This is a genomic window from Pseudomonas sp. IT-347P (assembly GCF_949768005.1).
Taxonomy (GTDB): Bacteria; Pseudomonadota; Gammaproteobacteria; order Pseudomonadales; family Pseudomonadaceae; genus Aquipseudomonas.
The window spans coordinates 391,344-412,318 of record NZ_CATKPQ010000022.1 but is presented as its reverse complement, the minus strand read 5'-3'; the positions used below and the strand labels follow the sequence as shown (position 1 = coordinate 412,318).

17 protein-coding genes are annotated in these 20,975 nt (G+C 59.5%); 3 read left to right on the top strand and 14 right to left on the bottom strand.

Features of this window, described 5'->3' with window-relative positions:
- Window positions 1-127 precede the first annotated feature (127 nt).
- Entirely contained in the window at window positions 128-1,228 is a 1,101-nt protein-coding gene (locus ACM6IV_RS10530; RefSeq protein ID WP_414869906.1) for a polyamine ABC transporter substrate-binding protein, read from the top strand.
- A gap of 126 nt (window positions 1,229-1,354) precedes the next feature.
- Here the strand turns inward: ACM6IV_RS10530 and ACM6IV_RS10525 are convergent, their stop codons facing one another.
- Entirely contained in the window at window positions 1,355-2,329 is a 975-nt protein-coding gene (locus tag ACM6IV_RS10525) for a TerC family protein (protein WP_414869905.1), read from the bottom strand.
- A gap of 164 nt (window positions 2,330-2,493) precedes the next feature.
- On the opposite strand from ACM6IV_RS10525, the gene ACM6IV_RS10520 reads away from it, so the two are divergent.
- Entirely contained in the window at window positions 2,494-3,438 is a 945-nt protein-coding gene (locus tag ACM6IV_RS10520; protein WP_414869904.1) for a Dyp-type peroxidase, read from the top strand.
- Here ACM6IV_RS10520 and ACM6IV_RS10515 read toward each other — a convergent pair whose 3' ends face one another.
- Window positions 3,439-4,227, bottom strand: coding sequence for an AraC family transcriptional regulator (locus ACM6IV_RS10515; protein ID WP_414869903.1), 789 nt, complete (start codon window positions 4,225-4,227; stop codon window positions 3,439-3,441).
- Window positions 4,228-4,311: 84 nt separating this feature from the next.
- Here ACM6IV_RS10515 and ACM6IV_RS10510 point away from each other — a divergent pair, with 84 nt between their 5' ends.
- Complete coding sequence (locus tag ACM6IV_RS10510) at window positions 4,312-5,310, top strand: bile acid:sodium symporter family protein (protein ID WP_414869902.1); 999 nt, start codon at window positions 4,312-4,314, stop codon at window positions 5,308-5,310.
- 26 nt (window positions 5,311-5,336) lie between these two features.
- Here ACM6IV_RS10510 and ACM6IV_RS10505 read toward each other — a convergent pair whose 3' ends face one another.
- The 12 genes from ACM6IV_RS10505 to ACM6IV_RS10450 all read right to left on the bottom strand — a co-directional run bounded on the left by ACM6IV_RS10505 (window position 5,337) and on the right by ACM6IV_RS10450 (window position 20,461).
- Window positions 5,337-6,092, bottom strand: a complete 756-nt coding sequence (locus tag ACM6IV_RS10505; protein WP_414869901.1) for an ABC transporter ATP-binding protein — start codon at window positions 6,090-6,092, stop codon at window positions 5,337-5,339.
- On the bottom strand, window positions 6,086-7,147 hold the full coding sequence (locus ACM6IV_RS10500) for a FecCD family ABC transporter permease (RefSeq protein WP_414869900.1): 1,062 nt from the start codon (window positions 7,145-7,147) through the stop codon (window positions 6,086-6,088). The genes ACM6IV_RS10505 and ACM6IV_RS10500 overlap by 7 nt, the downstream gene beginning before the upstream one ends.
- Window positions 7,144-8,325 carry an ABC transporter substrate-binding protein gene (locus tag ACM6IV_RS10495; RefSeq protein WP_414870254.1) on the bottom strand — a complete coding sequence of 394 codons (1,182 nt, stop codon included), beginning with the start codon at window positions 8,323-8,325 and terminating at the stop codon, window positions 7,144-7,146. The genes ACM6IV_RS10500 and ACM6IV_RS10495 overlap by 4 nt, the downstream gene beginning before the upstream one ends.
- A gap of 63 nt (window positions 8,326-8,388) precedes the next feature.
- The gene (locus ACM6IV_RS10490; protein ID WP_414869899.1) at window positions 8,389-10,803 is read right to left on the bottom strand and encodes a TonB-dependent siderophore receptor; all 2,415 of its coding nucleotides are present in this window, start codon (window positions 10,801-10,803) and stop codon (window positions 8,389-8,391) included.
- A gap of 95 nt (window positions 10,804-10,898) precedes the next feature.
- Window positions 10,899-11,876: a FecR domain-containing protein gene (locus ACM6IV_RS10485; protein ID WP_414869898.1), complete on the bottom strand. Its 978-nt coding sequence runs from the start codon at window positions 11,874-11,876 to the stop codon at window positions 10,899-10,901.
- Window positions 11,877-12,392, bottom strand: coding sequence for a sigma-70 family RNA polymerase sigma factor (locus ACM6IV_RS10480; RefSeq protein WP_414869897.1), 516 nt, complete (start codon window positions 12,390-12,392; stop codon window positions 11,877-11,879).
- A gap of 85 nt (window positions 12,393-12,477) precedes the next feature.
- On the bottom strand, window positions 12,478-13,662 hold the full coding sequence (locus ACM6IV_RS10475; RefSeq protein ID WP_414869896.1) for an aminotransferase class V-fold PLP-dependent enzyme: 1,185 nt from the start codon (window positions 13,660-13,662) through the stop codon (window positions 12,478-12,480).
- 16 nt (window positions 13,663-13,678) lie between these two features.
- Complete coding sequence (locus ACM6IV_RS10470) at window positions 13,679-14,920, bottom strand: MFS transporter (protein ID WP_414869895.1); 1,242 nt, start codon at window positions 14,918-14,920, stop codon at window positions 13,679-13,681.
- A gap of 13 nt (window positions 14,921-14,933) precedes the next feature.
- Window positions 14,934-16,784: an IucA/IucC family protein gene (locus ACM6IV_RS10465; protein WP_414869894.1), complete on the bottom strand. Its 1,851-nt coding sequence runs from the start codon at window positions 16,782-16,784 to the stop codon at window positions 14,934-14,936.
- Between the two features lie 36 nt (window positions 16,785-16,820).
- On the bottom strand, window positions 16,821-17,981 hold the full coding sequence (locus ACM6IV_RS10460) for an NAD/NADP octopine/nopaline dehydrogenase family protein (protein ID WP_414869893.1): 1,161 nt from the start codon (window positions 17,979-17,981) through the stop codon (window positions 16,821-16,823).
- A gap of 28 nt (window positions 17,982-18,009) precedes the next feature.
- Window positions 18,010-19,053 (bottom strand): PLP-dependent cysteine synthase family protein, encoded by a 1,044-nt coding sequence (locus ACM6IV_RS10455; protein WP_414869892.1) that lies wholly within the window; start codon window positions 19,051-19,053, stop codon window positions 18,010-18,012.
- Between the two features lie 13 nt (window positions 19,054-19,066).
- Complete coding sequence (locus tag ACM6IV_RS10450) at window positions 19,067-20,461, bottom strand: Y4yA family PLP-dependent enzyme (protein WP_414869891.1); 1,395 nt, start codon at window positions 20,459-20,461, stop codon at window positions 19,067-19,069.
- Window positions 20,462-20,975: the final 514 nt, after the last annotated feature.

Sequence of the window (20,975 nt, the reverse complement as noted above, 5' to 3'; positions counted from 1 at the left end):
CGCTGTCAGCAAGAATCAAAACCACAACGAAACGCTGGACCTTTTTTACCCTTGGCTACCTTTACAGCCGCTGCCGTGTACAGAACATAAAAACCATCGAACTCACGCTGCCTTTTGGGGAACAACCATGGTCACGATGAAACGCATTCTGGGTGCCGCTGTGTGTGGGCTGACGCTGTTGGCCAGCGCCGTTCAGGCTGAGCAACGCGAGTTGCGCGTGTACAACTGGGCGGACTACATCCTGCCGTCGGTGCCCAAGGATTTCGCCGCGAAAAGCGGCATCAAAGTGACCTGGGACACCTTCGACACCAACGAATCCCTGGAAGCCAAACTGCTGACCGGCAACTCCGGTTACGACCTGGTGGTGCCGTCGAACCAGTTCCTTGAAACGCAGATCAAGGCGGGCGTGTTTCAGAAACTGGATAAATCGAAACTGCCGAACTGGAGTCACCAGGATCCGGAGTTGTTGAAACTGTTGAGCAAGAACGACCCGGGCAACCAGTACGGCGTGCCTTACATGGTTGGCACCGTGCTGATCGGCTTCAACCCGGCCAAGGTCAAAGCGGCACTGGGTGACAACGCACCAGTGGACAGTTGGGATCTGGTATTCAAACCGGAGAACATGGAAAAGCTCAAATCCTGCGGTGTGGCGATGCTTGATTCGCCGACGGAAATCCTGCCGCTGGCCCTGCATTACCTGGGCCTCGACCCGAACAGCCAGAACCCCGCCGACTATGAAAAAGCCAAGGAGCTGATGCTCAAGGTTCGCCCCTACGTGACCTATTTCAACTCGGCCAAATACATGACCGACATCGCCAACGGCGACATCTGTGTGGCCATCGGTTACTCCGGCAGCTTCTACCAGTTCGGCAACCGCGCCAAAGAGGCGAAAAACGGCGTAGTGGTGGACTGGCGCTTGCCGAAGGAAGGCGCGCCGATCTGGTTCGACACCTTCGCCATACCGAAGAGCGCGAAGAACGTCGCCGAGGCCCATGAATTCCTCAACAACCTGCTTGATCCGAACGTGATTGCGCCGATCAGCGACTTCCTCGGTTACCCGAATGCGAACAAGGATTCGATGCCGCTGATCAACAAGGAAATCACCGGTAACCCGAACCTCACGCCCACACCAGAGGCCCTGAAAAACCTCTACGTCGTGCAACCGCTGCCGCAGAAAATCGAGCGCGTGCGGACACGGGTGTGGACCAACATCAAGTCTGACAAATAACTGTCGGCCAAATGAAATCCCTGTGGGAGCGAGCTTGCTCGCGAAGGCGTCGGATCATCCAGCATCATCGGTGGATGACACACCGCTTTCGCGAGCAAGCTCGCTCCCACAGGGTTTTGTGGTGTGTCATTCCGTGCTGCGTTCGCTTTCTCTGGTCATCACCAGACTCAGCAGGACTGAGCCAAGGATGACCCCACCCACCACCGCCAGCGACCACTCCACCGGCATGTGCAGCCACGGCATCAACACCATCTTGCCACCGATAAACACCAGCACAATCGCCAGTCCATACTTGAGCAGATGAAAGCGCTCGGCCATGTCCGCCAGCAGGAAGTACAACGCGCGCAGGCCCATGATCGCGAAGATGTTCGAGGTGAACACAATGAACGGGTCCGTCGTCACCGCGAAGATCGCCGGGATGCTGTCGACCGCGAACATCAGGTCACTGGCTTCGATCAACACCAGTACCAAAAACATCGGGGTAGCCCAGCGCACGCCGTTCTGCAGGATGAAAAACCTTTCGCCATGAAAGCCGCTGGTGATGCGCATATGCCCGCGTACCCAGCGCAGCAGTGGATTTTTGTCCAGATCCGGCTGGTGCTCGGCGAACACCAGCATCTTGATCCCGGTGAAGATCAGGAACACGCCGAACGCATACAGCAGCCATTCGAACTGCGACACCAGCCATACCCCGGCAAAAATCATCACCGCGCGCATCACGATCGCCCCGAGCACGCCGTACAGCAGCACCCGCCGCTGCAGCTCCGGCGGTACGGCGAAATAGCTGAAGATCATTACGAAGACGAACATGTTGTCGATCGACAGCGACTGCTCGATCAAATATCCAGTAAGGAATTCGAGGGTTTTCTGCCGGGCGATGTCAGCGCCGAACGTGCCGTGCAGATACCACCAAAGCAGCGCTGCGAAACTCAGTGCCAACAAACACCAGGCAATGACCCAGGACAAGGCCTCACGCACTGAGACCCGATGTGCCTTGCGTCCACCGAAGACAAACAGGTCCAATGCCAGCATCGCAAGCACGAAGACGATGAAGGCGCCCCACATCCACGGTTCGCCGATATTGATGTTTGTGGCTGGCATGTCACGCTCCCTGTCTATTCTTGGATTGGGTTCAGACGAGGCCATGCTAGCGACGGGTTTGCGGCAAAGAAAAATCGTTTATTTCTGTGCAACAGTTCGTTAAAAACGAACTATCTGCCCTCGGTTACAGCTCGGGCACTTTTTACGGAGCAACATTTCCAGCGATGAATACCGACATTCTCGAACCTCAAGCGGTGTGCAGTCCGATCACCAGCAGCGCGATATTCATCGTCGCGACGCTGAATGCCGGGCCTGATGCTGCGCAAACCGTCAAAGACTGGTGCGGTGATGTCGCCGGGCTGGTGCGTTCGGTTGGCAAGCGCGTGCCGACGGGCAATCTGACGTGCATCTGCGGCTTTTCCTCAAACGCCTGGGATCGCCTGTTTGGCACTCCGCGCCCGGCGTCGCTGCACGGTTTTCGTGAATTTGGCGGGGAAGGGCGGCACGCGCCGGCAACGCCGGGCGATCTCCTGCTGCACATTCGCGCCGATCAAATGGATTTGTGTTTTGAACTGGCCACGCAAATCATGGCGGCCCTCGGCGATGCGGTGACGGTGGTCGACGAAGTACAGGGTTTCCGCTATTTCGATATGCGCAGCATCATCGGTTTCGTCGACGGCACGGAAAACCCGGTCGGGCGCAAAGCGGTCAACTTCACCATCGTCGGTGACGAAGATCCGGATTTCAGCGGCGGCAGCTACGTGCTGGTGCAGAAGTACCTGCACAATATGACCGCGTGGAACGGCTTGAGCGTTGAAGCACAGGAGCGCGTCATCGGTCGTACCAAGCTGTCCGACATCGAACTGGATGACGCGGTCAAACCGAGCAACTCGCACAGCGCGCTGACCACCATCACCAATGCGGCCGGCGAGGAAGTGAAAATCCTTCGTGACAACATGCCGTTTGGCCGTCCCGGGGCAGGGGAGTTCGGCACGTTCTTTATCGGTTACGCGCGCTCGCCCGAGCCGATGGAGCAGATGCTGGAAAACATGTTTGTCGGCAAGCCACCGGGCAACTACGACAAGTTGCTGGATTTCAGTACTGCAGTGACTGGCAGTCTGTATTTCGTGCCGTCAGCGGATTTGCTGGAAGAGCTGGCGGATCGCTGATCAACGAAAAAACTCCCCTGGCGTCTCCCCAAACTGTTGACGGAACGCCGCGATAAACGCCGATGTCGAGTCGTAACCACAGGCTAGCGCGACATCGGTGACGCGCTCACCTTTTTCCAGCGGCGTCAGCGCGCCGAGCAGGCGCAAGCGCTGGCGCCAGGCGCGGAAGGTCAGCCCGGTGTCGCGCAGGAACAGGCGGGTGAGCGTCTTTTCAGTGACGCCGAACTTTTCGCTCCAGTGGCTTAGCGTGGTCTGTTGCTCCGGGTGTTGTTCAAGGCTCTGATAGATCTGCTTCAAGCGGGCGTCTTGCGGCAACGGCAGCATCAGATCGATCTGCGGCGCCTCAGCCAGTTGATCAAGGATCACTTGGGCGAGACGTCCGTGTGGGCCGCTCTGGTCGTATTCCACCGGGACTTCGCTGAACGCGCGAATCAGCTCCCTGAGCAGATCGCTGACGCCGAGCACATGACAGCGCTTGAGCGCCCACCCGGCGACGCTGCAATCGATGTAAAGGCTGCGCATTTCCGTGTGCGGCGAGCTGAACACCCGATGCGGCACGCCCGCCGGGATCCACACGGCGCGCTCTGGCGGGGCGACGAAGCGGCCGGCGCTGGTCTGGATTTCCAGCACGCCCTGAATCGCGTAGGACAACTGCACCCATGGGTGGCTGTGGCGCCGGGTCAGGGCGCGATTGGGCAGCGATTCGGTGCGCCCGTACAGTGGACGCGGCAGGCCGGGCAGCCCGGGAATGCTGCGGCGCACGCTTTTTTCATGTCCTTTAGGCGGCATCTTGTGGCCCTTCGGCGTTAGTCGGTAATTCGCAGCCACGTTAGAGTCGTCGGCACGCACTGGCAACCCCCGGATGAACCGACCATGACTCGCCCCCGTTTTCTGCCCGACAACTTCACCCTGACGCTGATCGGCGTTGTGCTGCTGGCCAGTTTTTTGCCGGCCAGCGGCCAGGTCGCCGTCGGCTTCGGCTGGCTGACCAACATCGCCATCGCCCTGCTGTTTTTCCTGCATGGCGCCAAACTGTCCCGCGAATCGATCATTGCCGGCGCGGGTCATTGGCGCCTGCATTTGCTGGTGTTCGGCCTGACCTTTGTGCTGTTCCCGATTCTCGGCCTGGCGCTCAAGCCGCTGCTGTCTCCGCTGATCGGCGACAAGCTGTACATGGGCATGCTTTACCTGTGCGCACTGCCGGCCACGGTGCAATCGGCCATCGCTTTCACATCGCTGGCCCGGGGCAATATCCCGGCGGCAATCTGCAGCGCGGCGGCATCGAGCCTGTTCGGGATTTTCCTCACGCCGTTGTTGGTGACGCTGCTGCTAGACGTCCATGGTGATGGCGGTTCAACGCTGGATGCGATCCTGAAAATCAGCGTGCAATTGCTGCTGCCATTCATTGCCGGGCAGATCGCCCGGCGGTGGATTGGTGCGTGGGTGGGGCGCAACAAGAACTGGCTGAAGTTCGTCGATCAGGGCTCGATTCTGTTGGTTGTCTACGGCGCGTTCAGCGAGGCGGTCAACGAAGGCATCTGGCATCAGATTCCGCTCGTTGATCTGTTGGGTCTGGTGGTGGTCTGCTGCATCTTGCTGGCGCTGGTGCTGCTGGCGTCGACATTGCTGGGCAAGGCCTTCGGTTTCAGCCAGGAAGACCGCATCACCATTCTGTTCTGCGGCTCGAAAAAGAGCCTGGCCACCGGTGTGCCGATGGCGCAGGTGTTGTTTGCCGGCAGCACGATTGGTGTGTTGATTCTGCCGCTGATGCTGTTCCATCAGATCCAGTTGATGGTCTGTGCGGTGCTCGCCCAACGCTACGCGAAACGCCCGGAACCCGTGGCGGAGCTGATGGCGCAAGTCGACCCTTGATTCCGCATCTTACAGAGGCGCGGGCATCAGACGATATCGTCGATCAGGATATGCGACAGCCCTTTGCTGCACTGCTCGATGCGCGCTTCGACCTTGTAGACGTTGCGCAGCATCTGTTCGGTGATCACTTCATTGCTCGGGCCGCTGCCCTGACTGGTGCCCTCGGCAATCACCAGCACCTGATCGGCGAAACGCAACGCCTGATTCAGGTCATGGATGGCGATGAACACAATCACTTCGCGCTGGCGCGCCAGGCGGCGCATGAAGTTCAGCACCTGGACCTGCCGATGCATGTCGAGGGCACTGGTCGGTTCGTCCATCAACAGGATTTCCGGCTCGCGCACCAGCGTCTGGGCGATGGACACCAGCTGTTGCTGACCGCCGCTGAGCTCGCCGAGGTTGCGGAACGATAGCGCCGTGATGCCCAGCGCGGCGAGAATCTCGTCGACCAGTTTCAGCTCATCTTCGTGGACGACCCAACCCGGCGTCAGTTGCTTGCGCGCCAGCAACACGGATTCGTACACCGTCAGTCGCGCACTGGCGTTCAAGCCCTGTGGCATGTAACTGATGCCGGTCAGGCCTTTTTTCGACGCCTGCAGAATCACTCGGCCGGGGCCGTCGATCAATCCGGCCATGCGCTTGAACAGGGTCGATTTACCGGCCGCGTTCGGCCCCACCACGGCAACCACCTGACCGCCAGAAAACGTTGCCGTCGAGACGCCTCGAATGATCTCGCGCTGACCATAGCGGGCCCCCAGATTCTCCAGTTGCAGCGTCACCATGAGTTTTTCTTCCCGCCGAGAATCAATGAAATAAAGAACGGCACGCCAATCAATGACGTGACCACGCCGATGGGGAAAATCGCCCCGGGAATCAGGGTTTTGCTGACCACCGAACTGGCCGAGAGAATTAACGAGCCGGTGAGCAGCGAAGCCGGCAGAAAGAAGCGCTGGTCTTCACCGATCAGCATGCGCGCGATGTGCGGGCCGACCAGGCCGATGAACCCGATGGTGCCGACGAAGGCCACGGGAAACGAGGCGAGCAGGCTGACCATGATCAGTGTCTGAAAACGCAGGCTGCGCACATTGATGCCGAAACTGGCCGCCTTGTCATCGCCCAGGCGCAGGGCGGTCAAGGCCCAGGCGCGCTTGGCGAAAATCGGCAGGGTGATCAGGATCACCACACAAATCACCCCGAGTTTTGGCCAGGTGGCTTTGGTCAGGCTGCCCATGGTCCAGAACACCACGGCCGCAACCGCTTGCTCGGTCGCGAAGAACTGCACCAGCGCCAACAGCGCATTGAAGGTGAACACCAGCGCGATGCCGAGCAGGACGATGGTTTCCGCAGTGACGCCGCGACGCATGCTCAGAAAGTGAATCAGCAGCGCCGAGAGCATGGCCATGATGAAGGCGTTGAGCGGCACCATGAATTGCGCCGCCAGCGGAAACAGCGCAACACCGAAGGCCAGGCCCAGCGCCGCGCCGAAACTGGCGGCAGCGGAGATTCCCAGCGTGAATGGACTGGCCAGCGGGTTGTTGAGGATCGTCTGCATCTGCGCGCCCGCCAGCGACAAGGCCGCGCCGACGGCCACCGCCATCAATGCCACTGGCAGGCGAATGTCCCACATCACCACGCGCACTTGCGGTGACGCGCTGTCCGGTGAAAACAGCGCGCCAAGCACTTCGCTGAAGCTGTAACTCGCCGGGCCCAAGGCCAGATCGAGGAGCACACTGCACAGCAACAGAACGATCAGTGCGGCAAGGATCAGGCGTTTACGCAATACCAGGCGGCGATAGGTTTCGCGCTGTACGACCACAGTGTCGGTCAGGGAGCTCATGGTTTGACCTCCGGGTTACGCAGGCTGACGAAGTAGCCTGACTCATACGGCACGGGCAGAAAACGTTCATGCAACTGGCGAAAAGAGGCGTCCGGATCGAGGTCGGCAAACAGCTCCGGGTGAAACCATTTCGCCAATTGCTGAATGGCCACGAACTGATAAGGGCTGTTGTAGAACTGATGCCAGATCGCGTGGAACGCCTGGTTTTCCTGAGCCTTGATTCCGGCGTAGGCCGGCCGTTGGGTGTACCACGCGAGTTTTTTTCGCGCCTGAGCCATGTCCGCACCGGGGCCGACACCGACCCAATGGCCACCCGGCGCGAAGGCTTCCCAATTGGCCGTGGTGACGACCACGTGCGCTGGATTGGCGACGATGACCTGCTCGGGGTTCAACTGGCCGAACGTGGTTGGAATGATCCGCCGGGCAATGTTGTTGCCACCGGCCATATCGACAAACAGGCCAAAGTTTTCGTTGCCGAAACTCAGGCAGCAATCGTCGGTGTAGCCACCGATGCGCTCGATGAACACGCTCGGACGCGGTGGATGGTGTTTCTCGATGACATCGGTGACGCGGTGGATTTGCTGGTTGCGAAAATCAATGAACGCTTCGGCGCGTTGTTCCTTGCCGAACAACTGGCCGAACAGGCGCATGGTCGGCTCGGTGTTCTGCATCGGATTGTTGCGAAAATCGACATACACCACCGGGATGCCGAGGGCGTCGAGTTTTTCGATGTAGCGCGCATCTTCGGTGGCATGCTGCGCCTCGATGTTGAGGATGATCACGTCCGGACGCTGCGAGATCGCCTGCTCGATATCAAAGGTGCCATCTTCAAAGCCTCCGAAGGTAGGGATTTTGGCGATGTCGGGAAACTTGCGCAGGTAAGCGTTGTAAGTGTCCGGGTCCGACTGGATCAGGTCCTTGCGCCAGCCGACGATGCGCTCGATCGGGTTTTGAGTGTCCAGCGCGGCGACCAGGTACAACTGCCGGCCCTCGCCGAGGATGACCCGCCTGACCGGTAGGTGCACCTTGACCTTGCGCCCGAGCAGATCGGTGACTTCGGTGCGCGGCGCATCCGTCTCGCTGGCGAAAGCCATGCGCGGCGCCAGCGCAAACAGGCTCAGCAGTCCTGCCAGTAACAGCCCAGCCAACGCGAGGCTGCGTCGATCAACAATCACCATGGTCAAAGCCTTTTGCAAGGGTCAGCTCGGCCGGCAGCACACGCCACCCGCCGGCTGAGCGTTTCAGAAATCGACAGTCGCCGACAGTAATAGGGTGCGCGGTGAGCCTTGGGAGAACGCGCCGTAGGAGGCGACGCCCGACCAGTACTCGTGATCGAACACGTTCTGCACGGTGGCGCGAAACGTGGTCGGTCGCTCATCGATGCGGGTGGTGTAGCGTGCGCCGACATCAAAGCGGGTCCAGTCGTCGAGTTTTTGCGTGTTGGCCTGATTCACGTACTGGCTGCCGGTGTGGATCGCTCCCCCGGTCAGCGTCAGGCCTTCGACCCGGGGGGCGTCCCATTCGGCCCAGAGGTTGGCCTGGACTTCGGGCACGCCGACCGGTTTGTTGCCCCGATTGGCGGCGACCGCGGATTGGGTCAGTTCGGCATTGAGCAAGGTTACGCCGCCGAGCAGGCGAGTGCCCGGCGTGACTTCGCCGAACACGTTCAGCTCCAGCCCGCGGTTGCGCTGTTCGCCCTGTACCGAAAACACCCCGGAAGTCAGTTCGCCGCTGGGTTTGGTGATTTGAAACAGGGCGAGGGTGGAGGTAAATGTGCCGTAGTCGGCCTTGACGCCGAGTTCGTGTTGACGCGAAACGTAAGGGGCGAAAATCTCGCCGGCGTTGGACGCGGTGGAGGGGGCGATGTCGCCCTTGCTCAGGCCTTCAAGGTAGTTGTAGTAGAACGAAACGTGATCCCAGGGTTTGATCACTGCACCGAACAGTGGCGTGGTCCGGCCATCATCGTAGGCAGTGGTCACCCCGCCAGTGGCGTTGTAATTGTCGGACTGGATGTTCTGCCTGCGCACACCGAGGGTCAGTTGCACTCGCTCATCAAGCACCGACAACGTGTCGGCCACGGCGATGCCGGTCAGTTCGCTTTCGGCGACTTTCGGTGTGTCCGGCTTGGGAATGTAAGGCTCGGGACGATCCACCGGGTGGTAAATGTTGGACAGGATCGGCGCGCCGGAGATGATCCCGCGCGACAACACATCGCGATAACGGCTGACCTGCACGGTGGTGCGATGCGTGATCGGGCCGGTCTCGAAGCGCAGCCGCGCACCGGTGTCGACGGTGTAACGCTCTACTTCGAATTTGTAATAGCCGGGGATGGAGGAGGTATCACCGGACGCGTTGATGAGGGTCGGCGTCTGGTCGGACATCCGCGCGACATCCGACTTGCCACCTCCGGCATGTGCGAACAGGGTCAAGGCATCGCTGAGGTCGTACTCGCCGCTGAGCAGTGCGGACTTGTCACGGGTCTGTGACCAGCCCCAATCCTGACTGACGCTGGTACGGCCGTTGGCGGCGGAAGGAATGTCCACCCCCGGAGCAATGAGAAACGGCCGTGAAGCGGCGTCGAAGCTTTCTTTCTGGCTGAGCCAGTCGAAGGTCGTGCGCAGGCGTTCGCCTTGATAGTCGAGGGAGATCGCGCCGATATCGACCTGCCGCGATTGATCGTCAATCGCGGTATCACCCAGTTGTGTGCTGCCGTTGAGGCGCACACCGAAGCGGCGTTCGTCGCCGAAGCGTCGACTGACGTCGAGGTGTCCACCGAGCTGTGAATCCATGGCGTAACTGGCGGTGAAACGAGTCAAGTCTTCTTCAAGGGCGCGTTTGGGCACCACATTGATCACACCGCCGACCGCGCTGTTCGGGGACATGCCATAGAGCAGGGCGCCGGGGCCCTTGACCAGTTCGATGCGCTCCGCGTACTCGGTAAACACCCGATAATTGGGGGCGACACCGTACACGCCATCGAAGGCCAGCTCACCGAGATTGCCTTCGCCAACGGGGAAGCCGCGGATGAAAAATGAATCGACAATCCCACCGGTCTGGCCGGTAGCGCGCACCGATGAATCACGTTCCAGTACATCGCCGACGGTAACCGCCTGTTGGTCCTTGATCAGTGTCGAGGTGTAAGTGCTGACACTGAATGGCGCGTCCATCACATCGGTATTGCCAAGCATGCCCAGGCGTCCGCCGTTGGCGACCTGACCACCGGCATACACCTGTGGCAAGGCATCGGTGCGTTTGTCGGTGCCGATGATTGCGGTTTCATCCAGCGTTATCCGGCGCTGCGCCAGGGTGTAGCTGCCATCGCTGCGCAACACCATGTCGAGACCACTGCCGGCCAGCAAGCGATTGACCGCCTGCTGGCTCGAGTATCTGCCGTTCAGCGCCGGACTGTTCAGGCCCTCGGTCAGCGACGGCTCGAACGACAGGGCAATGCCCGCCTCCACGGCAAAACTCGACAGCCTCGCACCCAGTGGTCCGGCAGGAATGTTGTAGGCACGCACCGCCACCGTGTCCAGCTGCACAGGCACCACGGCCAGGGCAGACGGGCAAACGGCACCGATCAGGACAAGGCTTAGCAACGCACTGCGAACAGCTGGTTTGAACTGACGATCCGGGCGCAGGAGGCGTGCAGCGAGCATGGATGAATGAGCCTATGAACAGGACGGAAAGATGCTTCTCCCCATTAGCCAGCCGAGACCGGAAAAAGTATCACCCCGGGGTGATTATTTTTTCCTCAGGCCGGGGAGAGCATGACCCAGTAGCCATTGAGGTGGCCGCTGACGAGAATCGGGTAGGTTTGCGCCAGCATGTTCAAGGCACGCTGGCTGTCGCTGATCGGGTAGGCGCCGGAAATGCGCAGATCGGCGATGGCCGGATCAAGGCGTATGAAACCGCGGCGATAGCGCGTGAGTTCGTCGACGAAGTCGGCCAGGCGCATCTTGTCGGCCATCAGCATGCCTTGGGTCCAGGCGCCGGTATAGCGCTCGGCAGCGCTGAGCTGGCCAAAGGTGTCGGAGGAGAAGTCCGTGCGTTGACCGGCGTTTACGATCAGCGCAGCGCTCTGGCGATTGTCCGCCAGTTCGACTTTTACCGCGCCTTGCAGCACCGCGAGGTGCGTGCGCGGCTGACGTTCGCGCACGGTGAAGCGCGTGCCGAGCGCCTGCATGCGGCCCTGTCGGGTGCTGACCATGAACGGTCGGGCCAGCGGCGCAATGTCCACTGCGGTCTGAACCAGGATTTCCCCTTCGCGCAGGTGGATGAGACGTTGATTGGCGTCGAACCGCACGTCGATGGCGGTGTCGGTGTTCAGAGTGATTGTCGAGCCGTCGGCCAGGGTCAGTTCGCGTTGCTGGCCGATGGCCGTGCGGTAGTCGGCCGACCATTGCCGGGACTCTGCCAGCTTCCAGCTGCCCCAGCCGGCCGGCAGGATTGCCAGCATCATCGCCAGTTTGCCCAGTGCCGCGCGCCGCTCCGGGCTGCTCGGGCGATCGAGTGCCGACATCGCCAGCGACGGTGGCAGGCCGCCGAGCTTGGTTTGCAATAACTGCGCGCGGCCCCAGGCGCGTGCGCGCTCGGGGGTGCTGGCTTTCCAGCATTCCCATTCGCCGCGTTCACTGTCGCTGAGTTCGCCTTCGCTCATGCGGATCAACCAGTCGGCGGCTTCTTCCAGGGACTGGTGATCGGGGCTCGGCTCCTGCCGGCGATTGAGCATTCATTCCACCAGCAACAGACACTGCACGAAGGCCTGCTTCATGTAGCGTTTGACGGTGATCAACGAGACGCCCAACTGCGCGGCGATGTCGTCGTATTTAAGGCCACTGATCTGCGACAGCAAGAAGGCGCGTTTGACCAGTGGCGGCAGGGCGTCGAGCATCGCATCGATTTCGTGCAGGGTTTCCAGCACCATGAAACGCAATTCCGGCGAAGGCACTTCCGGTGCGGGTACATGGGCGAGGGCATCCAGGTAGGCGCGCTCCAGCGCTTTGCGCTGATACCAATTGACCAGAATGCCTTTGGCCACGCAGCTCAGATAGGCACGCGGCTGTTCAATGACGGTGACTTGCGATGCGAGGATGCGGGTGAAGGTGTCCTGCGCAAGATCCGCCGCATCCATGGCGTTCCCCAGTTTTTTTCTCAGCGTCGCATACAGCCAGCCATGGTGGCCGCTGTACAGGGCTTCGATCGCGCGCAGATGATTGGCATGATTCGCGGGAAGGGTTTCGCTCATGGCTGCAGATTTTCATGCAATTGAGAAGTATTCCCAATGCTAGTTTACAAACCCTGTGCGACGCAAGCGCCGATTGGCGTGCGCTTCAGATGCGTGGCAAACCGCGCAAGGCAGCCATCATCGTGTCGATTTCCGCTTCGGTATTGTAGGCGTGTACCGAGGCGCGACTGACCTCCTGCAAGTTCCTGGATTGCATGTCGAGCAGGGTCGAACGGAACGTCGAGGTGCTGACGTTGATGGGTTTTTCCTGGCCGGCCAGCCACTGTTGAATCTGCGCGGCGCTGTGGTGTTGATGAGTGAACGTGACGATGCCGGATTTCTGTCGCCCCAGATCCTGTGGCGTGACGCCGGGAATGTCGGCCAATCGTTGTCGCAGGTAATCGGCCAGGTGCTGAATCCGTCGCCACATCGGTTCGATGCCTTGCGCCAGCGCATATTCCACCGCTGCGCCGAAGCCCAGTTTGGCGGCGACGTTGCATTCCCAGTTTTCGAAGCGTCGGGCATCGGCGCGGATGGCAAAGGCGTCGGCGCTCTGCAAAGACGCGGCATGCAAGTCGAGAAACGCCGGCTCGAGGGTCTGGCACAAAGATCGCTCGACATACAGGAATCCCATCCCGCGCGGGCCGCGCAGGTATTTGCGGCTGGTGGCGGCGAGCAGGTGACAGCCGATTTTCTGCACGTCGATCGGCATCTGCCCGACACCCTGGCAGGCGTCGAGCAGAAACAGCACGCCGGCCGCGCGGGCGAGGGCGCCAATCTGTTCGATGGGCTGTACCGGGCCGCCGTTGGTGGCAATGACCGGCAGCGAGATCAGCGCGACCCGATCATCGTCGAGCATGTCCTTTAATGCCGACAGTGAAATCTGACCATGCTCATCGTTGGGGATGAGCCGAATCTCGATGCCCCGGCGCTGCTTCAATTGCAGATAGGGAATGTAGTTGCCGGCGTACTCGGTGGTCGACGTCAACAGCACATCGCCCGATTGCAACGGCAACGAATAGAACGCCATGTCCCAGGCGCGAGTCGCATTCTCGATCACCGCGATTTCATCTGGCCGGGCGTTGATCAAGTGGCCGATGGCGCCATAAACGTTTTCCACTTCGGCCGATTGCCGACCGGCGGCCTCATAGCCGCCAAGGCTCGCTTCGAGTTGAATATGGCGGGTCATGGCGTCGATCACCGGTGCAGGCATCAGCGCAGCGCCGGCGTTGTTGAAGTGGATCAGTTGCGCGACGGCGGGTGTGTCGGCGCGCAGTTGTTCAATATTCAAAAGCCGGACTCCTTGATCAGTCCCCCGGTGGGGCGGGACTTGGTTGCATCGCTGCAGGCCAGTAGCGCAGGGAGATGATCGGAATCAGCGCGACGACGTAGGCCAGACAGACGAACAGATAGGTGTACTGCAAACCATAGACCTGACTGAGCAGACCGCCGGCCGAAATCCCCGCAATCGAAGCGAACTGCGCAGTACCCTGGGCAATCCCCAGCACATGGCCTTGCTGCGAGCTGTCCGCGGTTTTCGAGATCAGCGCCATCAGCACCGGAGTCGTTGCCCCCAGCAGTACGCCCCAAATGAAGTAGGCGATCACGAACACCACCGGGTTGTGAGTGATGCCCGCCACAGCGGTAAGGACGATGCAGCCGATCACCACGTAGGTCATGCGCTGCAGGGTGTCCTGCTGACCCCGATGTTCGAAATAGCGCGACCACGCGGTCGCCGACAAAATAAACCCCAGCGCCAGCAGGCCGTAGCACAGACCGACCACCGAATTGCTGACGTCGAACACTGAGCTGACGTACAGCGAGAACGAGGTCTGCGGCAGCATCCGCGCCAGCAGCAGAATCCCCATCACACCAAGCAGCGATAGCAACGGCGAACCTTGCCAGAGGCTGCCTGAAGGCGTCGGCGCAGTCTTGTCGGCGACCACGGCTTTTTTCACCGGCGGCACGTCCGGCAGGGTCACGGCGGCGATCACGGTACACACCGCGCACAACGCCGAGGCGATGATGTTGATCCAGAAGAACGTCGCATAATCGAGAATCAACCCGCCGACCACCGCACCCAGCAGCGAGCCGACATTGGTCGATATTTGCAGAATGGCAAACAGCCGCGCCCGTCGCGATGGTGCTTCAATGCTGACGCCATACGCCTGTGCCGGGGCGATATAGCCGGCAAACGCGCCTTGCAGAAAACGCAGGATCAGAATGACCCAGATGTCTGTAAACAGGGCCAACCCGAGCTGGGTCAATGACAGGCCGGCCAGGGCGCGGATCATCATCAGTTTGTGGCCGTAGCGATCGCCGATACGGCCCCAGAAGGCGCTGGTCAGAATAATGCCCAGCATCGGCCCGACGTACACGGCGATGCTGGCGAAGCTGAACAGCGACTCGGAAGTCGTCAGCCCACGCAGGTGGACAGGCCAGAACGGCCCGCTCATTTCCATCGCGCCCATCGATACCAACTGGATCGCAAATAGAAGATAAATCAGGATTCTTACTCTCGAACCCTGGATGGCACCTGCATGGGACATGAGTCAGCCTCGGTTAAACGCTAGCGAGCGGATTGGTCAGCGTGTGTTGCAAACGATAGTTGCTGTACTGCATCAAATGCATGCGCAACAGCGAGCGCGTCGGCCATGGATCTTCGACGAACGCCTTATGCTCGACTTCCCACAGGTCTGGCGCGACACAATCGCGCACAGCCGCGAAGGCGAGGTCGGTTTCCTCGCGCAGAACCTGCCATAGCCGGGTATCGTTGAAAGCGTATTCCCTGGTCAGCCACAGGGCGATTTCATGCAGGTGCGTGAGGAACGCAGCGTCGAGTACAAACATGCGCACCGGCTCGATATCGCCCGAGAACACCGTCGGCAGAATACCCGGCTGCACATGCGGTTGCAGGCTGTAACCACGACCCTCCAGCAGCGGCGCGTAAGTACGCCCATCGCCGAAATCGCGGATCAGCAGACTACGTGCTTTGCCGTCAGGGGAAAACAGCACCATGGTGTTTTGCTGGTGGGCTTCGAGGCCGATGCCGTACATCAAGTAGATCGCCACCACCGGGTGAGTGACCACTTTGGCGTATTCGCGGAACCAGCGCTCGACCTGCACGGCAGTGGCGCGCACGCCGTCACGCTCGATCAGGTCGGTGAACAGCGGACGACCGCTGCCCGGCAAGCGGGTGAACAATGTTGCCACGGTAATCGGCAGGCAATCATCCTTGCGCTCAAACGCTGGCGCACTGCTGCGATAGACCACGGACAAATGACGGCCCGGATGATCATCCTGGGTGACCGCGTTCTTGTAACGCACGCCGATTTCTTCCGCAAAGATTTCCAGGCGCTGATCGAAGCCGTTTTCCGCCTCAAGAATCTGGCTGATGACCGTGCTGATGCGCGGCCCCATGTGAATCGACTTGGCTTGCAGGCTGCGCAGTTCGCTGGTCATCCACACCGCGATCGGCAGCTTGATCAGCGGTGCGCTGGCGTCAAGCACCGGCATCATCGTGCGATACGACATGGTCGGCAGGGTTGGAAGATCAGGACCGTCGGTGATCAGAATGCCGTCAGCGATTTCCGCCGCGAAGGTTTTCAACACGTAGGCCTGCAGATGCCAGCCGTGGATCGGCAAGGGGAACCATTGGTTTTCGTCCAGGCCCTTGCTGTTCAGCGCGGCTTTCCATTGCTCCCACTGCGCCGGGAAGTTCTCCGCGAACCAGGCGCGGTAATCGATCACCTGCGGCATGCTTTCGCTTTTCGCGTGGTCGGCGCGCAAGGCAGCGATGCGCAGCGGCACTTGTGCATTGAACTCCGGCGACAATTGTTCGACCTCTTCATCGGTCAGGCCCGGGCGTGCTTTCCAGGTCGGGTAATACGGATGGCCTTCCAGTGATCCCCACTGGTCGAGAAGAATGGCGGCGTCCTTGGTGCTGGCGTGCTGGCGCAGGTAGTCGGTGAAGCTGTCGAGCCCGGCCTCTCTGGTGGCCTGCGCCAGTCGGGCATTCCATTGCTGGCGATGCTGACGGGCGTGGGCGTCGTTGGTCAGGCTGTTTTCCATATCGGCCTTGAGCCCGGCAACGCCTTCGTCAGTGGGGGCGAAATCGAAGCTGTCGCGCAGCACATCCAGCATGTCCTGGTGGCTGCTGATCACCTGGCGCACGCCTTCGTCGGTCACCAGCACCACGTCGCCGTCGTTGACCACGGTGTCGGCCGGGCCCCTGGCGATGTCGGAGAACGCCAGGTGGGCGCGACCGCCCTTGAGCGGATAAGTGGCCTGGTGACCCTCGACGGCGAAGCTCAGGGCCGAACGGTCGAGAATGTTTTCCGCAAACAGACAGCGCACCAGACGGCGCATGGCGTTTTTGCGGGAGTAGGCGATCAGTGTCTTGAAGTCATCCATATCAGCGGTCTGCTCGTCGAAAATTGAATAGAAAGATCAAGCGGCGGCGCTTGACGTGTGCGGCCATTGGCGCGGGAAATAGTCGAGCGCCGAATCACGCAGGCCTCCCATGTAGGCCACGCTCCAGTGCAGGACTTCTTCGATGTAAGGCACCTTGAGGTCGAAGCGTCTGGCCATTTCCACCAGCAACACCAGGCCGTAGGCGACGTCTTCGTTAAAGGCGCGGCTCTCGCGCTCGATCACATAACCGGCGCGGTTGTCGGCGGCCGGCACCATCGGTGCAAGGATGTCGTTGTAAGCCTGATTGGTGCGCAGGATCGAGAGCATGCTGCGCTGATCGCGGATCTGCTCGCCGTAGGCTTCGACGATCTCCTGTTTCAGTGATTTGACCGAAGACAGGTCGATGCCCAGGCGTTGACTGATCACGGCGCACAATTGCTGGCTTTCCTGATCCATGCGTTCGAGGAAGTACGCGCCCAGTTCAGGGCACTCGGTCCACCAGCACATGCGTTGTGGAAAGAGCTTGCGATGCCACTGGCCGTAGGGACCGATCAGGCCGTAGATCACCGAACTGTGCATGATCGGATTGCCCGGGGTCAGGGTGATTTCCAGGTAGTGGTCGAGCATCGTCACGCACGGGCCATACAGCCTGGTGAGTATTTTTTCCAACTGTCGGCGTGCGGTCTGCGGCTCTCTGGCGTGGGTCGCTACATACAATTGACGCTTGCCACCGCCCATTTTGATCGAGCGTCCCGGGGTCAGATCAAACGCCGTATGCGGCACATCCTTCATGCCCCAGATCACCACATTCGGGCGGTCGGGCAGGGTGGCTTCGGCCAGCCAGTCAAACCCGCAGAAACCTGGAATGGCGCCGATGAACACCGGTTTACTGGCATTGAGATGCGGCGCGATGTCTTTCAGGATTTGCGGACGGGCGTGGGCCGGCACGGTGATGATGACGATGTCGGCATCTTCCACTGCGGCTTTGGCATCACGGGTGACCCGGTCCAGTCGAGCGCTCAGGGTCGAGCCGTCGGGCAGCAGCGCCTGCATCGGCGTGTCGCGCAGGTGATGTTCGATGACCTCCTGATTGTGGGTGTGCAGCGAAACCTGAACATTGGGCAGTTGCTTGAACAGGATGGCGTTGAGATGGCCGGTCCTGCCGCCACCACAGATGGCGACTTTCAACAGATTCATCGAGAGGCGTTCCTGTGTGAAGGGGGAGTCATGCGACGCTCAGTTGCAGCGGCGCGGAAACGGAGTCGAGCCATTGGGCCTTGCCCAGCCAGGCGTCCAGTTGCGGGGCGATGCTTGCATCGATCAGGTCGCGCTCTTGCAGCCATTGATCGTCGAACACGGTGTGCAGGTACTTCTCACCGCCATCGGCAATCGGTACTACGACATTGCCGCTCAACACGCCTTTGTGAATCAGCTCCAGCGCCTTGAAAATCGCACCGCCGGTCGAGCCTCCCACCAGCAAGGCAAAGTTACGGGCGATGTAGCGGGCGGTTTCGAACGCTTGCGAGTCGGTGACTTGTACGCCCAGATCGATGCAGCTGTAGTCGAGCACCAGACCCACGGTGTCGCCGGCCGGCGTACCCGTGCCGGATTGGTAGTACGGATAGCCGGGATGGCCGAAGACAATCGAGCCGGCGGGTTCCACCGCGACGGTGACGGTGTCCGGGTTGTGCACTTTCAGACCGCGGGCGATGCCGGTCATCGAGCCGCCGGTGCCGACGCATCCGACATAGGCGCCGACAGTACCGGCCGTCTGCACAATGGTTTCGCGGACGAAGTCACTGTAGCCACCGGCATTGGCGGCGTTGTCGGACTGGTTCATGAACACGGCGCCGGGAATCTGGCTGGCCAGTTCGGCGGCCATCTGTTGGCGCTCGACCACTGCCACTTCATCTTCGCGATAGGTGCCTTTGACGAAGCGAATGTCGGCCCCAAGGGCTTTCATCACGGCGATCTTGTCTTGCGCGGCGTGATGATCGACCACCGCGATGAAATGCAGACCGAACTCGACCGCCGCCATGGCCAGGCCAATGCCGGTGTTGCCCGACGACGATTCGACGACGACGCCACCGGGTTTCAGGCGTCCGGACTTGAGCGCGGCCAGCACCATGTTGCGTGCCATACGGTCTTTGATACTGCCGCCGGGATTGTTCTTTTCAATTTTCAGTAACAAACGGGCGTCGGTATCCGGAACATCAATACCGAGCATCGGTGTATTACCGATAAGATCCGAGACTTTGTTCAATATCATTTGATTGTGCCCTTTAGTAGTCAGGTGAAAACGCATAGTTACCTTCCGTACAACAGGTCGCCGTCAACCGCCGGGGCAGGGGATGGCGATGAAACTCGTTTTCCAGCAAGTCCATTTGGTAGCCGGCAGTGTTGACGTAAATTAATAAGTCACCGCTACGGGGTTCGTGTGCAAAGTTGATCAGGCGATGGGTAATGACATCATCGTCAAGGCAACTATGGCCAGCGATATAGGCGTGGGTCTGCTTGAGTGGACAGGGTTCTGCGCTGATCAGGATTGGATCAAGCAGATATTCAGAGGCGAACCAGGTTTCGCAGGCGCTGAAACTGCTGCCTTCGACAAAGACCACGGTTTTATTGTCAGCCAGCTTTTTTGCGCGGGTGACACGAAATATTGAAATGGCCGCTTGATCTACCAGGCTTCGGCCCGGTTCCAGTGCCAGGGTTATATGCTGCCGAATCAAATAGTTGGCAATTGAAAGTCCCGGTGAATATTCGGCCTCAAGAAATAACGTCAACCACTGTGGCGCTGTCAATTCGCTGCCGTAAGGGTAATAAGCCGCCGGAACTTTATGGTTGGAATAATCGCTGGGATTATTGTCGTTCAACAAAAAATGGGCATAGGTCTGTGGCTCGATGTAACGAATCGGCAAACCACCGCCAATATCAATCATCTGCGGATTCAAACCGATTTCCCTGGCGGCTTCGACGAATCCGGTGACCTCACGGAACGCTTGCACGCGGGATTCGAATCCGTATCCACCGAGATGGAAATGAAAACCTTCGAAGTGAAAAAGGTCGGCGTGTTGCGTCAGCCGTTGCAGGCACTCGAGCACGTCTTGCGAGCCCATTCCGAAGCGGCTGTTTACACTGTTTTTTGCCCTGTAACGCAGCAAGACTCTGGCTTTTACGGCCTCTGGCTGTGTTTCGATCACGCCTTTGAGATGATCGAACTCTTCCGCTGAATCCACGCAAATCAGCGATCCGGCGCGGATCAGGGCTTGGTGAAATACCGCCGTTTTGGCCGGTCCCGTGGCACAGATTTTCGTGCCAGGCGTACCAGCCCGCAACGCAGCCTGCAACTCGTGAATGCTCGATACATCGACGCCAATACCCGAAGTCGCCGCGGCACTGAGCATGCTTTGCGACTTGTTGGCCTTGGCGCCGTAGAAGATGGCATGGGGCACACGGTGCTGCTTCAACACCGTCAGCAGTGCCTGCGTATTCAATTCAAACGCATGGGGCCAGACCACATTCAACGGCGAACCATGTTGTTCCACCAGTCCCGCAAGTGTGTCGGGGAAGTTGTTGATGAGCGTAGAAATAATCGGGTCGACCAGCGGTTTTAAAAGTTGCGAATGATGAACTTTATGTTGCCGTTCAAAGGCTGATGTATTAATTGCAGGCATAGTTGACCCCTGACGCCGGAAATAACTTCGCCATTGATGTTTCGATACCGATTGGTTATCGATTTTTTTGGTTTTTTTTACTCGTCAGTCACGACGTTTTAAATGCGGCGGAGGTGGATGCCAACCGTAATTCAATGATGGATCTGAAGCGCATGACGTAATAAACGGTTCACAAAACAATGACATGGGAACCCCGTTCCATAAGGTTTGCACGGTCGTTTTAATTGGCCATAAGTTGTTGGCCAATACCCTGTAACTACCTGTGGCTGATGTTTAACTGACATCACTCAAAGGTATTTCCCGAAGTGCTGATGACTGGCTTTGAAGCGAGGATAGTTCCTCTTGACGGCGTGAACAATATTGCGAACAGGAACGATTATCAAGTAAGGTTTTCAAATATTTTTGAATAAAGACCTGCTTCAGGTGAATCCATGAACGTGTATTTACACGCTCAAGGACTCATTCGTCCTGAAATAAAAAAGTCTCTTAATTCCTTGATCAACAAGGCGTTAAG